Origin of the sequence: Nonomuraea sp. NPDC049637 (assembly GCF_040675235.1) — a bacterium.
In the GTDB taxonomy this organism is placed as follows: domain Bacteria; phylum Actinomycetota; class Actinomycetes; order Streptosporangiales; family Streptosporangiaceae; genus Nonomuraea.
This window is the reverse complement of the sequence record NZ_JBFAOM010000005.1, coordinates 277,145-291,997: the sequence shown is the minus strand read 5'-3', so window position 1 is coordinate 291,997 and position 14,853 is coordinate 277,145. Positions and strand designations below refer to the sequence as shown.

General features: G+C 73.4%; 14 protein-coding genes. 10 read left to right on the top strand and 4 right to left on the bottom strand.

The window, feature by feature from the left end; genetic code table 11:
• Positions 1–138 precede the first annotated feature (138 nt).
• Positions 139–1,881 carry a gamma-glutamyltransferase family protein gene (locus tag AB0J71_RS09960; protein ID WP_364413631.1) on the bottom strand — a complete coding sequence of 581 codons (1,743 nt, stop codon included), beginning with the start codon at positions 1,879–1,881 and terminating at the stop codon, positions 139–141.
• 95 nt (positions 1,882–1,976) lie between these two features.
• On the opposite strand from AB0J71_RS09960, the gene AB0J71_RS09955 reads away from it, so the two are divergent.
• Positions 1,977–3,089 (top strand): sensor histidine kinase, encoded by a 1,113-nt coding sequence (locus AB0J71_RS09955; protein ID WP_352326951.1) that lies wholly within the window; start codon positions 1,977–1,979, stop codon positions 3,087–3,089.
• Entirely contained in the window at positions 3,086–3,733 is a 648-nt protein-coding gene (locus AB0J71_RS09950) for a response regulator transcription factor (RefSeq protein ID WP_352326950.1), read from the top strand. The genes AB0J71_RS09955 and AB0J71_RS09950 overlap by 4 nt, the downstream gene beginning before the upstream one ends.
• Here AB0J71_RS09950 and AB0J71_RS09945 read toward each other — a convergent pair.
• Positions 3,714–5,189, bottom strand: coding sequence for an FAD-dependent monooxygenase (locus AB0J71_RS09945; RefSeq protein ID WP_364413629.1), 1,476 nt, complete (start codon positions 5,187–5,189; stop codon positions 3,714–3,716). The genes AB0J71_RS09950 and AB0J71_RS09945 overlap by 20 nt on opposite strands.
• Before the next feature lie 57 nt (positions 5,190–5,246).
• Here AB0J71_RS09945 and AB0J71_RS09940 point away from each other — a divergent pair, with 57 nt between their 5' ends.
• The 6 genes from AB0J71_RS09940 (at position 5,247) to AB0J71_RS09915 (ending at position 9,546) form a co-directional block, all read left to right on the top strand.
• Positions 5,247–5,444: a helix-turn-helix domain-containing protein gene (locus AB0J71_RS09940; protein ID WP_352326953.1), complete on the top strand. Its 198-nt coding sequence runs from the start codon at positions 5,247–5,249 to the stop codon at positions 5,442–5,444.
• Complete coding sequence (locus AB0J71_RS09935; RefSeq protein WP_364413627.1) at positions 5,441–5,914, top strand: Clp protease N-terminal domain-containing protein; 474 nt, start codon at positions 5,441–5,443, stop codon at positions 5,912–5,914. The genes AB0J71_RS09940 and AB0J71_RS09935 overlap by 4 nt, the downstream gene beginning before the upstream one ends.
• Before the next feature lie 59 nt (positions 5,915–5,973).
• Positions 5,974–6,747, top strand: a complete 774-nt coding sequence (locus tag AB0J71_RS09930) for a class I SAM-dependent methyltransferase (RefSeq protein WP_352326947.1) — start codon at positions 5,974–5,976, stop codon at positions 6,745–6,747.
• 140 nt (positions 6,748–6,887) lie between these two features.
• The gene (locus AB0J71_RS09925; RefSeq protein ID WP_352326946.1) at positions 6,888–7,124 is read left to right on the top strand and encodes an SHOCT domain-containing protein; all 237 of its coding nucleotides are present in this window, start codon (positions 6,888–6,890) and stop codon (positions 7,122–7,124) included.
• Positions 7,125–7,222: 98 nt separating this feature from the next.
• Positions 7,223–8,101, top strand: a complete 879-nt coding sequence (locus AB0J71_RS09920) for a sulfite exporter TauE/SafE family protein (RefSeq protein WP_352326945.1) — start codon at positions 7,223–7,225, stop codon at positions 8,099–8,101.
• A 56-nt stretch (positions 8,102–8,157) separates the two neighbouring features.
• Positions 8,158–9,546 carry a tetratricopeptide repeat protein gene (locus tag AB0J71_RS09915; RefSeq protein ID WP_364413624.1) on the top strand — a complete coding sequence of 463 codons (1,389 nt, stop codon included), beginning with the start codon at positions 8,158–8,160 and terminating at the stop codon, positions 9,544–9,546.
• A gap of 34 nt (positions 9,547–9,580) precedes the next feature.
• On the opposite strand, the gene ald is transcribed toward AB0J71_RS09915, so the two are convergent.
• Positions 9,581–10,690 carry an alanine dehydrogenase gene (gene ald / locus AB0J71_RS09910; protein WP_364413622.1) on the bottom strand — a complete coding sequence of 370 codons (1,110 nt, stop codon included), beginning with the start codon at positions 10,688–10,690 and terminating at the stop codon, positions 9,581–9,583.
• Between the two features lie 52 nt (positions 10,691–10,742).
• Positions 10,743–12,125 carry an aspartate aminotransferase family protein gene (locus AB0J71_RS09905; RefSeq protein ID WP_352326942.1) on the bottom strand — a complete coding sequence of 461 codons (1,383 nt, stop codon included), beginning with the start codon at positions 12,123–12,125 and terminating at the stop codon, positions 10,743–10,745.
• A 231-nt stretch (positions 12,126–12,356) separates the two neighbouring features.
• Here AB0J71_RS09905 and AB0J71_RS09900 point away from each other — a divergent pair, with 231 nt between their 5' ends.
• Together AB0J71_RS09900 and AB0J71_RS09895 are read left to right on the top strand one after the other, a co-directional pair.
• A complete protein-coding gene (locus AB0J71_RS09900) occupies positions 12,357–13,712 on the top strand; it encodes a dipeptidase (protein WP_352326941.1) in 1,356 nt (451 codons plus the stop codon).
• Between the two features lie 93 nt (positions 13,713–13,805).
• Positions 13,806–14,576 carry a phytanoyl-CoA dioxygenase family protein gene (locus AB0J71_RS09895; protein ID WP_364389208.1) on the top strand — a complete coding sequence of 257 codons (771 nt, stop codon included), beginning with the start codon at positions 13,806–13,808 and terminating at the stop codon, positions 14,574–14,576.
• The last annotated feature ends 277 nt before the right edge of the window (positions 14,577–14,853 follow it).

Here is a 14,853-nt window from a genome sequence, read left to right as displayed (position 1 = left end):
AGGCGGTTCCGCCCGGCGGCATGGCGCGTCGCGATGCCCGTTACAACCCCGTGACCTGGGCAAACATTCCCTCATGCCGGAGTCAAGCCGAGACTCCCGGCGAGGGCGGCGGCCCGCGGGGGGCCGCCGCCGTGCGCGCTAGCGCGGGTTCACGACCAGGGCGCTGCCGCCGCCCCGCCGTACGGGCTCGGCGACGGCCTGGACCAGGCCGTGGCCGCGCAGTTCCAGCGCCGTGGCCGCGCCGATCTCCGGGTTCAGCACGAAGCCGTGGCCCTTGGCCTCCAGCTCGGTCCGGTACTTGTCGAGGAACGCCTGCTCGGCCTGCGTCTGGGCGGTGTTGCGCTGCGTGGCCCGCGGCGCGGCGAGCGCGTCGGGCAGGCTCATGCCGAATTCGTACCGGTTGACCAGGATCTGCAGCACGGTCGTGATGATCGTCGAGCCGCCCGGCGAGCCCGCGGCCAGCACCGGCCTGCCGTGGTCGAACACCAGCGTGGGCGCCATCGACGAGCGCGGCCGCTTGCCGGGGCCGGGCAGGTTGGGGTCGCCGGGGGCGGGGCCGAAGGTGAAGTCGGTCAGCTCGTTGTTGAGCAGCACGCCGCGGCCCGGCACCACGATGCCGTTGCCGCCGGTCGACTCGATGGTGAGGTTGTAGGCGACCACGTTGCCCCAGCGGTCGGCGACGACCAGGTGCGTGGTCTCCGGCCCCTCGTCCGCGATCGGGGTCGCGGTGCCGGTCGGGGTGGCGCAGGCGCCGTACGTGCCGTCGGGGCTGCCGGGGGCGACCGGGCTGGTCAGGGCCCGGTCGCCGATCAGGCAGGCGCGCTCCTTGGCGAACCCGTCGGACAGCAGCTCGCGCAGCGGCACGCCGGGGATGTCGCCGACGTAGGCGTTGCGGTCGGCGAAGGCCAGCCTGGACGCCTCCAGGTACTCGTGCAGGCCCACCTTGGGCAGGGCTTCGAGGATGTTGAGCGCCTCGCCGACGGTCGAGCCGCCCGAGGACGGCGGGGCCATGCCGTAGACGTCCATGCCGTTGTAGGAGATCTTGGTGGGCTCGCGCAGGAGGGCGCGGTAGTCCCGCAGGTCCGACAGCTCCATCAGGCCGGGCCTGACGTTGCGGGTGCTGCCGGGGGTGACCGGCGGCTTCTTCACCGTGGCCACGATCTCCGCGCCGAGCCCGCCGCCGTACAGCCAGCCGGGGCCGCGCCGGGCCAGTTCCCGGTACGTGTTCGCCAGCTCCGGGTTCTTGAACACCGAGCCGACCGGCGGCGGGGCGCCGTTCGGCAGGTAGAGCCGGGCCGTCGAGGCGATGTCCTTGAAGCGGCCGGCGTTCGCGGCGGTCTGGTCGTGGAACGTCTGGTCCACGACGAAGCCGCGGGAGGCCACCTCGATGGCGGGCTGGAGCGCCTGGCCGAGCGAGACCGTGCCGAACCGGCGCAGGGCCAGGTCCCAGTGCGCCAGCGTGCCGGGCACGCCCGCCGACAGGCCGCTGGTGACGCCCTCGTCGAACGGGATGCCCTCGAAGCTGGACGCGGTCATCGCGCGCGGGGCGGTCTCGCGGCCGTCGATGGTGACGACCTTGCGCTGCCTGGCGTCGTACAACACCATGAAGCCGCCGCCGGTCAGGCCGGCCGAGTACGGCTCGGTCACCCCGAGCACGGCTCCGGCGGCCACGGCCGCGTCGACGGCGTTGCCCCCGCGTCTCAGCACGGAGATCGCGGCCTTGCTGGCGTCGAGGTCGACGGTGGCGACGGCGCCTCCGTACCCCTCGGCGACCGGGGCCTTCTGCTGGGGGCCCGCCGACGCGTGGGGGCCCGCCGACGCGGGCGCGGCGGGCAGGAGTGAGATGAGGACTGCTGCTGCGGAGAAGATCACACGGCGCATGGTGTCCACGATGACCCAGCTACGCCCGTCGTGGTAGGGCCCCCTCGGACAAGGGGATGATGTCGCGGGCGCCGCAGGTGGCCTAGCGTGGAGGCGTGCGCTGGAAGTCCGGTTTCGACCCTTATCTCGCCCTGATCGTGGCGGTCGCCCAATTGGTGATCGCCCAAGGTGCGACGTGGGGCCAGCAGCGCCTCCTGCGGGAGCCGCTCGACCCCTACGCGTACGCGTTGCTGCTGGTCGGGCCGCTGACCATCCTCTTTCGCAGGCGGTTCCCGCTGCTGACGGTCTCCGTCGCACTCGCCGCGATGGACCTGTTCCTCATCGGCGGCTACGCCTACGGCCCCGCCTTCCTCAGCCCGGGCGTCCTGCTGTTCCTCCTGGTCACGGGGGGAAGGCGGCTGATGGCCTGGACGATGGCGACCATGACGGTGGCCTCGCTGCTCAGCTACGCCTGGTGGGTGGGCAACCGCGACCTGTTCCACAGCGTGGCGATCCTGGCGTTCATCCTGCTGTTCATGGTCGTGGCCGAGCTGGTCAGGATCGTCAGGGAGCGCCAGGCCGAGCGCGAGCGCGTCGCGGAGGAGGAGGCCAGGCGGCAGGCCAGCGAGGAGCGCCTGACCATGGCCCAGGAGCTGCACGACGTGCTCGCGCACAACATCTCGCTCATCCACGTGCAGGCCAGCACCGCGCTGCACCTCATCGACGCCAACCCCGAACAGGCCCGCTCGGCCCTGGCCACGATCAAGACGGCGTCCAAGGAGGTGCTGGGCGAGATGCGCTCGGTGCTCAACGTGCTGCGCGAGGGCGCCCCGCGTTCCCCGACGGCCGGGCTCGACCGGCTCGACGACCTCGTCCAGCGGTCGGGGATGGAGGTCTCGCTCAGGCGGGTGGGGTCGCGGCCGCTGCCGCCGCAGGTCGAGCGGGCCGCGTACCGGATCGTGCAGGAGTCGCTCACCAACGCCGCCCGCCACGCGCCCGGCTCGCGGGTGTCGGTACGCCTGGAGTACGGCGCCGCGGAGCTGGTCATCGTGGTCGCCGACACGGGGGCGACCAAGCCCGCCGTGCTGTCGGAGGAGGGCAGCGGCAACGGCATCCCCGGCATGCGCGAGCGCGCCTCCGCCCTGGGCGGCACGCTCGTCGCCGGCCCGTCGGGCGGCGGCTTCCAGGTCGAGGCCCGCCTGCCCCTACCCGAGGAGAACCCAACGTGATCAAGGTGTTGCTCGCCGACGACCAGGCGCTGGTCCGGGCGGGCTTCAAGGCCCTGCTGGACGCCCAGCCCGACATGACCGTGGTGGCCGAGGCGGCCGACGGCGCGGAGGCGGTGCGCCTGGCCGGCGAGCACGCCCCGGACGTCGTCCTGATGGACATCCGCATGCCCGGCACCGACGGCCTGACCGCCACCCGCCGGATGCCGCCCGGGCCGCACATCATCATCCTGACCACCTTCGAGCTGGACGAGTACGTCTTCGAGGCGCTGCGCGGCGGCGCGTCCGGCTTCCTGGTCAAGGACACCGAGCCGGCCGAGCTGATCCAGGCCGTGCGGGTGGTGGCGGCGGGCGAGGCGCTGCTGTCGCCGAGCGTGACCCGGCGGCTGATCGCCGAGTACGCCTCCCGCGCCAAGGAGCCGGTCGCCACCCAGGGCCTGGACCAGCTCACCGAACGCGAGCGCGAAGTGCTCTCCCTGGTCGGCACGGGCATGACCAACGACGAGATCGCCGCCAAGCTGTTCATGTCGCCGGCCACGGCCAAGACCCACGTCAGCCGGGCCATGATGAAGCTGCACGCCCGCGACCGCGCCCAGCTCGTGGTCATCGCCTACGAGTCCGGGCTGGTCAGGCCAGGCTGGCTCTGACGGCGGCCGGTCCCGCCCCGAACCAGGCCCGCGCCGCCTCGGCCAGGCCGCCGGTCCCGGCCCAGGCCACGTACCCGTCGGGGCGGACGAGCAGCACGTCGGCGGGCGGCTCTGCGCACCGCGCCCGCACCACGTCGATCCACCCGCCCTCGGGCAGCGCGGGGGCCGGTCCGTCGCGGAGGTCGAGCAGCACCGGCCGTCCGGCCCGCAGCAGCCCGGACAGCCGCTGCTCCCCCGCCGTGCTCAGCGGCAGGTCGGGGAGGAACCGGCCGGCGAGCGGGTGCGGGTGCTCCAGCCCGCGCGCGGGCGGGTAGCGGGTGTCGGAGCCGTGCAGGAGCGCGGCGAGCCGGCGCAGCGGCTGCTCGTCGGCGAACAGCTCGGCCAGCAGCGCACGCAGGGCCTCGCCGTCCTCGCCGGGGGCCCGTTCCAGGGCCGCCTGGGCGCGGGTCTGCGCGAGTGCCCGCGCGGCCACCGGACGGCGCTCCTCCTCGTAGGTGTCGAGCAGCCCGGCGGGCACCCGTCCGAGCAGCACGGCGGCCAGTTTCCAGGCCAGGTTGGCCGCCTCCGTCAGGCCGACGTTGAGCGCCGACCCGCCGGCCGGGAACAGGTGGGCGGCGTCCCCGGCCAGGAACACCCGTCCGGCCCGGTAACGGTCGGCGAGCCGGGCCTGCGCGACCGTGCCGGACAGCCAGATCGGCTCGCCCAGCGGCAGGTCCCGCCCGATCACCCGGCGTACGGCCGCGCGGAAGTCGTCCGGCGTCACCGGGCCGCCGGGCAGCGTGCCGCGCTCGCGCACGCCCGCGATGAGCACGCCGGGCCGCAACGAGGTGAGCAGCAGGCGGCCGGCCGGGGTGCGGTTCCAGCCGGGTTCCAGGCCCTCGACGCGCGGCGCCTGGAACGGGCCCTGCTCGTCCCGGGCGAAGTGGCCGAGCCGCAGCACCTCGTCGTCGGTGGTACCGGGGAAGCCGATGCCCGCCAGGGCGCGGACGGTGCTGTGCCCGCCGTCGCAGCCGACCACGTACCGGGCACGGGCCCGGCCGGTGGACAGCTCCAGCGTGACGCCCTCCTCGTCCTGGGCCAGGCCGCGGACCTCGTGGCCGCGCCTGATCTCGGCCCCGAGCCGGGCGGCCCGCTCGGTCAGCAGCCGTTCCAGCCGGGGCTGCTGGATCAGCAGCAGCCGCAGCGGCATGTCGTCGTGCCCGGCGAAGCGCAGCGGCACCTGCCCGAACGGGAACCCCGGGGCGGGCCCGGCGAAGCCGCTGCCCTCGGCGAGGAGGCCGAGCAGGCCGCGGTGGCCGAGCAGCTCCACGATCTGCCCGGCGAGCCCGTTGGCCTTGGGCAGCTCGCTCGGCTCCGGGCGTTTGTCCAGCACGATCGGGCGTAAGCCGGCCAGCGCCAGCTCGCCCGCGAGCATGAGCCCGACCGGGCCCGCTCCCACGATCATCACGTCGTCCATGCCTGTCAGGCTAGATTGACAGAATCGGCCCTGTCAATCTAGCCTGACAGCGTGGACATGGAAGAGCTGTCTCAACGCATCAGGTCGAACGACCCCGCTCTCGGCCTGCGGGCGGTGGGCGCGCTGCACCGGCTGGCCGAGCAGGTCGAGGCGGCGTCGGTGGCCGCGGCCAGGGAGCAGGGCTGGACCTGGGAACAGATCGGCGACGCGCTCGGCATGTCGCGGCAGTCCGTGCACGCCAGATACGGAAAGTGAGGATCGCCATGTTCGGCAAGGAGAAGAGCCCCTTCGCCGCCGTCGTCAGCGCGGCGCTCGACGAGGCCAGGCAGCGCGGCGACCGGCGGCTCGGCACCGAGCACCTGCTGCTCGGCCTGCTGCACGATCCCGCCGCCGAGCCGGCGCGGGCGCTCGGCGTCGACCTGGCCGGGGCGCGCGCCGCGCTCGACGAGCTCGACCGCGAGGCGCTGCGCTCGATCGGGCTCGACCTCGGCCAGACACCGCGCGCGACGCCCCGCCGGCATCCGCCGGTGCCCGGCACCGCGCTCACGTCGAGCGCCCGCGCGGTGGTCAACGCCGCCATCGGGGCCACCCGGCGGAAGACCAGGCCGCAGGCGCCCCGCCACCTCCTGCTCGCCCTCCTGGAGCGGGACCGCCACGACCCGGTGGCCCGGCTGATCGACCAGCTCGGGATCGACCGGGCAGCCGTCCGCGCCCGGGTCGCCTGATCGGCGACACGGGAGAAATCCGGTTGAAGCCGCGGCCCGGGCGCTGACATGGTCGGAGGATGCGGCGTACATACGATGACCTGGTCGAGGAGGCCGACACGGTGTCCGTGGCCGGCTGGGACTTCTCCTGGCTGGAGGGCCGGGCCACCGAGGAGCGGCCCTCGTGGGGCTACTCCCGTCTGCTGGCCGGGCGGATGGCGGGGGCGCAGGCGGCGCTCGACGTCCAGACCGGCGGCGGCGAGATCCTGGCCGGGCTGCCCACGTTGCCGAAGGTGACGGTGGCGACCGAGTCGTGGCCGCCCAACCTGGCGCTGGCCGCCGCCCGGCTGCGCCCGCGCGGGGCGTACGTGGTGGCCGACGACGACGAGCCGCGCCTGCCGTTCCGCGACGGCGTCTTCGACCTGGTGGTCAGCCGCCATCCGGTGGCGACCTGGTGGTCGGAGATCGCCCGGGTGCTGCGTCCCGGAGGGTCGTACTTCTCGCAGCAGGTCGGCCCGCGCAGCGTGTTCGAGCTGACGGAGTTCTTCATGGGCCCGCAGGACGGCTCGGCCCGCGACCCGCGCCAGGCCGTGGCGGAGGCGGAGGCGGCCGGGCTGGAGGTGGTCGACCTGCGGGCCGAGCGGCTGCGGATGGAGTTCCGCGACATCGGCGCGGTGATCTATTTCCTGCGCAAGGTGATCTGGATCGTGCCGGGCTTCTCGGTCGGCCGCTACGGCGACAGGCTGCGCGAGCTGCACGAGCTCATCGAGGCCGAGGGCCCGTTCGTCGCCCATTCGTCCAGGTTCCTCATCGAGGCCCGGCGGCCCGAGGCGCACCCGTCCTTCGGACGATGAGACGCACCGGCGCGCTACCTCCTCGGGCGTACGCCGGGGCCGCCTGAGCACTCCCCCGGGCGCAGCGGCGGCGGCTCCCGGCGGGCGATGCGCCGCGCCGCCGGAGGGCGGACCCTGGAGGCAGGACGAAGGAGGAAGTCATGCATCCGCATCTCTGGCCGGTCTTCCCGGTCTTCTGGGGCCTGTTCTGGGTCGCGCTCATCGCGCTCGCCGTCACCGCCCGCCGCAAGGGCTGGTGGGGGCGTCGCCCGGCGGCCGTGCCCGACCGGCCCACCGCGTCGGCGGAGCGGATCCTGGCCGAGCGGTACGCCCGTGGCGAGATGGGCGACGACGAGTTCTTCGAGAAGATGTCCGTGCTCAAGGGCGCAACCACCTAAACATCACTAAGGGTACAAGAACTGTCACTGGCCGCATCCGGCCTGCCGCGTTACGTTTCCCCCGAAAGCATCGTGAGCGAGCACGGGGAGGGCTGGACGTGGAGGCGGTCACCCTGTTCGCCGGGGGCGTGGCAGCCGGGCTGGTGGCCGGCACCGCCTCGTGCACGGCCGCCCAGGGCGGGCTGCTCGTGGGCCTGGCCGGCCACCGCCCCGGCCGCGACCCGGCGCTGGTGGCCTGGTTCCTGGCCGGCCGGCTGGCCGCGTACACGCTGGTGGGGGCGCTGCTCGGGCTGCTCGGCTCGGCGGTCGGCCTGCCGCCGCGGGCGCGGGCCGTGCTCCTGGTCGCGGGCGGCTGCGCCGTGATCGTGTTCGCGATCCGGCTCATGCGCGGCGGGGGGCACGCGTGCGCCGAGCCCGTCCGGCCGTCCGGTTACCGGGCGCCGCTGCTGGGGGCGGCCACCGTCCTCGTGCCCTGCGGGGTGACGATCGGCATGGAGATGCTCGCCGTCTCCAGCGGCTCGCCGCTGGCGGGCGCGGCGGCCATGGCGGGGTTCGTGGTCGGCACGGCGCCGGCGTTCGCGCTGCTCGGCTACGTGCTGCGGCGGATCTCCCGCACCCGGCTGGCCAGGTACGCCGGGGTCGTCGCCGTCGCCGCCGGGCTCTGGACCGTCGTGGCCGGGCTCAACCTGGGCGGCTGGACGTGGGAGGCCGCACCGGCCGCCGCGGGGCCCGCCGCCCGGACCGTCACCGTCTACGCCACCCGCGAGGGCTACCGGCCCGCCGCCGTGTCCGTCCCGGCGAACGTACCGGTCGAGGTCATCTTCAAACTGGTCGATCCGGGCTGCACGGGCACTCTCACCATCGACGGGCGCGACGTGGCCCTGCCCGCCACCGTACGGCTGCCGCCCCACCGCCCCGGCTCGCTGCGTTACGTGTGCGGGATGGGGATGTATTCGGGGTTCATCAGGTTCTCCTAGGGCCGTTGTCGGCGATTACGGTTCGCGAACGTATGATCACGTGCCACTCTGTCGCCATGGCCTGGTGGCAGGGAGAGGTGGCGACGCCGGCCGTTCCGGCGCCACGGGTGGGTGACGAGCCGGAGTTGCTGGTGGCCGCGCAGCAGGGCGACGCCCAGGCGGCCCACCGGCTCGGCAAGCTCTACGCCCAGCGCGGCGACCGCGCGGCGGCCCGGCTCTGGTGGGAGCTGGCGGCCGCGGGCGGCAACGTCGACAGCGCCTACAACCTGGGCGTCTGGCACGAGAAGCACGGCAGCCTGGAGGAGGCGGTCATCTGGTACGAGACCGCCGCGGCCACCGGCGACGCGGAGGCCGCCGCCAATCTCGCCACGCTCCTGCTGGAACAGCGCGGCGACGCCGGGGCCGCCAGAGCCTGGTTCGAACGCTCGGCCCTGGCCGGGTCACGTTCCGCGGCCCGCCGGCTGGCCCTGCTGTGCGAGGACACCGGCGAGACCGGCGTGGCCCGCGAGTGGCACCGCAGGGCGGCCGACGACGGCGACCTGGCCTCGGCCCACGACCTCGGCTTCCTGGCCTACTCGGCCGGCGAGGACGAGGAGACCGTGCGCTGGTGGGAGTACGCCGCCCGCGGCGGCCACGCCGACTCCGCCCACTGCATGGGCCTCTACCTGCACGCCAGCCGCGACCCCGAGGGCGCCGAGGCCTACTACCGGCTGGCCGCCAAGAACGAGCACCCGGGCGCCGCCTCCCGGCTCGGCGCCATCGCCCTGTCCCGCGGCGACCTGCGTACGGCCCGCGCCTGGTACGAGCGGGCGGCCGCGGCCGGGCGGCTGGAGGACCAGCGCATGGCCGGGTTCGTCTGCGTGGAGCTCGGCGACACCCCGGCCGCCAGCCACTGGTTCGGCAGGGCGGCGGCGGGCGGCGACGCCGAGTCCGCCTTCAACTACGGCCTGCTGCTGATCGCCGAGTTCGGCGATCTGGCCGGCGGCCGCCACTGGTTCCGCCAGGCGGCGCGGGCGGGCCACCACGGCGCGGCGGTCGAGCTGGGCGGGCTGCTGACGGTGGCCGGCGAGCTGGGCGAGGCCGAGGAGTGGCTGGCCGACCCGCCGCCGCAGGCGTGGGCGCGCACCGCCGAGCCCGAGCTGGCCGCCCGCGCCGAGCTGGCCGCGGCGGCCACCGGCCGCAGGGGCGGCGTGCCGCTGTCGGTGCCCGACCTGACGGAGGTGCTGGGCACCTGGGACCTGGTGACCAGGCCGCTGCACGACCACTCCGACGTGATCGGCTGGCTGGTGGAGCGGAGCGGGGTGCACCGCAGCGCGGTCGAGCACCTGGCGTCGGTGCGCGGCACGCTGCTGCGCCCCGGCAGCGCGCCGTGGCCGGGCACCGGCGAGATCCAGCACGTCCTCGCCACCGCCCGTGACCTGCGGCGCCGCCTGGGAGTGTGTTAGGGGCGCGACCGCCGGCCGCGCCCCTGGAGGACGATCAGAGAACGTCGGCGACCGGCGTGTACGGCAGCCCCAGCGCCTGGGCGACCGGCTCGTTGGTGAGCACGCCGTCATGGGTGTTCAGACCGCCCGCGAGGCCCTGGTCGGCCTTCAGCGCGTCGCGCCAGCCCAGGTTGGCCAGCTTGACCGCGTACGGGAGCGTCGCGTTGGTCAGGGCGTAGGTGGAGGTGTTGGCCACCGAGCCGGGCATGTTGGCCACGCAGTAGAAGATCGACCCGTGCACCGTGTACGTCGGCTCGGCGTGCGTGGTCGGCCGCGAGTCCTCGAAGCAGCCGCCCTGGTCGATGGCGATGTCCACGAGCACCGAGCCCGGCTTCATCCGCGCGACCAGGTCGTTGGAGACCAGCGTCGGGGCCTTGGCGCCGGGGATCAGCACCGCGCCGATGACCAGGTCGGCCTGCAGCACCTCGCGCTCGATCGCGTACGAGGTGGACACGAGGGTCTTCAGCCGGCCCTGGTAGATGGCGTCGATGTGGCGGAGCCGGTCGATGTTGGTGTCGAGCACGGTCACGTCCGCGCCCATGCCGACGGCGATCTGCGCCGCGTTGAGGCCCGAGACGCCGCCGCCGATGACGACGACCTTGGCGGGGGCCACGCCGGGCACCCCGCCGGGCAGCACGCCCCGGCCGCCGTTGAAGCGCATGAGGTTGTAGGCGCCCACCTGCGGCGCGAGCCGGCCCGCGACCTCCGACATCGGGGCGAGCAGCGGCAGCGTGTGGCCCACCTGCACGGTCTCGTACGCGATGCCGGTCGTCCTGGCGGCCAGCAGGGCGTCGGTGCACGGACGGGAGGCGGCCAGGTGCAGGTAGGTGAACAGCACCAGGCCCTCGCGCAGGCGGTGGTACTCCTCGGCGATGGGCTCCTTGACCTTCAGGACCATGTCCGCCCCCGCCCAGACGGCGTCGGCGTTGTCGAGGATCTTCGCGCCCGCGGCGAGGTACTCCTCGTCGGTGATGTGTGAGCCGAGGCCGGCACCTCGCTGGACGGTGACGTCGTGACCGTTCCGCACCAGCTCGTGAACACCGGCGGGGGTGACCGCCACACGGTATTCGTGGTTCTTGACCTCGGCAGGGACGCCGATCTTCATCGTAGGGATCCTTTCGGAGACCGGCACTTCGTCGTACCGGGTGGGGAGGGTGTTAGAGGCGCGCCCACGCTTCCGAGAGCACGCCCCGCAGGATGGATCCGATCTCGTCGAACTCCTTCTGCCCCGCGATCAGCGGGGGCGCGAGCTGGATCACGGGGTCGCCGCGGTCGTCCGCCCGGCAGTAGAGTCCGGCGTCGAACAGCGCCTTGGACAGGAATCCGCGCAGCAACCGCTCGGACTCCTCGGCGTTGAACGTCTCCTTGGTGGCCTTGTCCTTGACCAGCTCGATGCCCCAGAAGTAGCCCGAGCCCCGCACGTCGCCGACGATCGGCAGGTCGCGCAGGTCGTCGAGGGCGGCCTGGAAGAGGGGCTCGTTCTTGGTGACGTGGCCGAGCAGGTCCTCGCGCTCGAAGATGTCGAGGTTGGCGAGGGCCACGGCGGCCGACACGGGGTGGCCGCCGAAGGTGTAGCCGTGGGCGAACATGTTGTCGCCCTGCTTGAACGGCTCGAACAGCCGCTCGTGCGCGATCATGGCGCCGATGGGCGAGTAGCCGCTGGTCATGCCCTTGGCGCAGGTGATGATGTCGGGCACGTAGTCGAACTTCTGGCCGCCGAACATGGTGCCGAGGCGGCCGAAGGCGCAGATGACCTCGTCGGAGACGAGCAGCACGTCGTACTCGTCGCAGATCTCGCGCAGGCGCTGGAAGTAGCCGGGGGGCGGCGGGAAGCAGCCGCCGGCGTTCTGGACGGGCTCGGCGAAGACGGCGGCCACCGTGTCGGGGCCCTCCATCTCGATGGCGCGGGCCACGCGGTCGGCCGCCCAGATGCCGTATTCCTCCGGCGACATGCCGGGGACGCCGCTGATCTCGTCGGCGCGGTAGTAGTTCGTGTTCGGAACGCGCACCGAACCGGGCACGAGGGGCTCGAACATCTGCTTGAACGCCGGGATGCCGGTGATCGACAGGGCGCCCTGCGGGGTGCCGTGGTAGGCGATCTGGCGGCTGATGACCTTGTGCTTGAGCGGCTTGCCGACGAGCTTGTAGTACTGCTTGGCCAGCTTCCACGCGGTCTCGACGGCCTCGCCGCCGCCGGTGGTGAAGAAGACCCGGTTCAGCTCGCCCGGCGCCTGCTCGGCCAGGCGGGTGGCCAGCTCGGCCGCCTTGGGGTGCGCGTAGGACCACAACGGGAAGAAGGCCAGCTCCTGCGCCTGCTTGGCGGCGGCCTCGGCCAGCTCGGCACGCCCGTGTCCGACCTGGACGACGAACAGCCCGGCCAGGCCGTCGAGATAACGCTTGCCGTGGATGTCGTAGATATAGGACCCCTCACCGCGCACGATGGTCGGGATCTCGTTCTCCTGGTAGGCGCTGTGCCTCGTGAAGTGCAACCACAGGTTGTCCTGCGCGGCCTTCAGGACGTCGTTTTCCGGCTGCGTCATGGTTATCTTCCCTCGTGTCGAACTCCCCACAGTGTGCATCTTCACCTGCGGTTTGCCAAGCGAATCGGTCGCAGCACTATGCAAGAAAATCGAGATCCGCAGAACCGTTGTGTAACCGCAACGAAATCCGCAGGTAGATTAACGCGCGGGTCATGCCCGTTTCCATACGGTGGAACCTTCTGTGATCCAATGAGACCAAACTGTCGAGAACGACCCCCGGGGGACCGTCCCGTGACTCCTGACCAGATCGAGAGCGCCGTCGCCGCCGCGATGCCCCGAGCCATCGAGGAGCTCAAGCGGCTCGCCGCCATTCCGTCCGTGGCCTTCCCCGGGCACCCGGAGGAGCCGGTCCTCGCCGCCGCGGCGGTGACGGAGGAGCTCGTGCGCTCGGCGGGCCTGCCGCACGTCCAGCAGGTCGCCGTCGAAGGCAGCTTCCCCGCGATCTACGGCGAGGCCCCGGCCCCTCCCGGCGCGCCCACCGTCCTGCTGTACGCGCACTACGACGTGCAGCCCGCCGGCGACCTGGCCGCCTGGCGCACGCCGCCGTTCGAGCCCACCCTGATCGACGGCAAGCTGTACGGCCGCGGCTGCGCCGACGACAAGTCGGGCATCATCTCGCACATCGCCGCGCTGCGCGCCTTCCAGGGCCGGTTCCCGGTGGGCATCAAGGTCATCATCGAGGGCCAGGAGGAGTACGCGGGCGAGCGCCTGGAGGCCTTCGTCGAGCGCAACCCCGAGCTGCTGCGGGCCGACGCCATCGTGGTCGCCGACACCGGCAACCCGCGCGTCGGCGACCCGGCGGTCACGACGTCGCTGCGCGGCATGGCGGCCTTCACCATCGAGGTGCGCACGTTGCGCGAGGCCGTGCACAGCGGCTCGTTCGGCGGCGCCGCCCCCGACGCGCTGGCCGCCCTGATGCGCATGCTGACCGCGCTGCACGACGAGAACGGCGACATCCGGGTGCCCGGCCTGCCGCGCGGCAGCTTCCTCGGCCAGGGGCCCTCGGAGGAGGAGTTCAGGAAGACCGCCGGCGTGGCGGACGGCGTCTCGCTGGTCGGCTCCGGCTCGCTGGCCGACCGGCTGTGGGCCTCGTACGCCATCACGGTCACGGGCCTCGACGTGCCGACCGTGTCGGGCGCCGTGAACGCGGTCCAGCCGGCGGCGCGGGCCCGGGTGACCGTCCGGGTGCCTCCGTCCGGCGACCCGAAGACCACGGTCAACGCCGTGGTGGAGTTCCTGCGCCAGGTGGCGCCGTGGGGCGTGCAGGTGTCGTTCGACGACTTCACCGTCGGGTCCGGCTTCCAGGCCGACTCCGGCGGCAAGGCGCGGTCGGCGCTGAACCGGGCGATGGAGCGCGCGTTCGGCCGCCCGCCGCGCGACGTGGGCGCGGGCGGGTCGATCCCGCTGGTGAACACGCTGCTCAAGCAGTACCCGGCGGCCGAGATCCTGCTGTTCGGCGCCGAGGACGAGGACGCCGCCATCCACGCTCCCAACGAGCGGGTCGACCTCGACGAGCTGCGCCGGGTGGCCACCGCCGAGGCGCTGTTCCTGCAGGAGCTGAGCCTGCCGTCGGCGCTCGGCGTCTGAGCTTCGCCCCCGGGCGGAAATTGCGTTGCCCCTCCTGGCCGCCGTTCGTCAGACTGCACGACGTTCCGCGGAAATCACCAGGAGGGGCTGCGCATGTTGACCGACGAGCAGATCGAGTCGTTCGTCGAGGACGGATTCGTCCGGCTTCCCGGCGCGGTTCCCCTGGAGACCGCCGAGCAGTGCCGGGCCGAGCTGTGGGCGGCCAGCGGCTGCGACCCCGACGACCCGTCGAGCTGGACCCAGCCGGTCGTGCGGCTGGGCTGGATGGCCAGCCCGCCGTTTCGCGCGGCGGCCAACACTCAGGAGCTGCACGAGGCCTACGACCAGCTCGTGGGCGCCGGGCGCTGGACCGGGCCCATGGGCCTCGGCACCTTCCCGCTGCGTTTCCCCAGCGACAAGGAGCCCGGCGACGACGGCTGGCACCTGGAGGCGAGCTTCTCCGGCGACGCCGGCGAGTACCGGGTGAACCTGCGCTCGCGCGGCCGGGCCCTGCTCATGCTGTTCCTGTTTTCCGAGGTCGGCCCCGACGACGCCCCCACCCGGGTACGCGTCGGCTCACACCTGGACGTGCCCGCCCTGCTCGCCGATTCCGGGGACGAAGGGCGTGAATGGTTCTCGCTGTGCGGGGACGCCGTGCCGCTCAGCGAGGGGCGCCGGGAGGTCACCGTCACCGGCTCCCCCGGCGACGTCTTCCTGTGCCACCCGTTCCTGATCCACTCGGCCCAGCCGCATCGCGGCAGCGTGCCGCGCTTCATGGCCCAACCGCCGCTGATGCCGACCGGCCTGCTCGACCTCACCGGCACCGCGCCGACGCCGGTCGAACGCGCGGTCCTGAAGGGCTTGAACGGGACGGCTCCGGCTTAGAACGCCCGGCGGTCCGGGCGGCGGGGGCTTGGCGGCTTGGGCCGGGCGGGTCAGGCGTGGTGGTCCGCCAGGCGTGGTGCCTGGTTGGTCGTGCCGCGGCTGACCAGGCGGAGGCCGGTTTCCACCAGGGCCCAGCCCAGCCGTCGTTCCCAGGCGCGGGCGACCGTCCCCGGGTGCGTCCGGGCTGTCCGACGGGGTGTCCGGGCGGCGGCGGCGCGCAGCTCTTGCCCGCGCACTCGCTCGACAAGTAGGTATAAGTCGGGGTTCATCCTGGTCT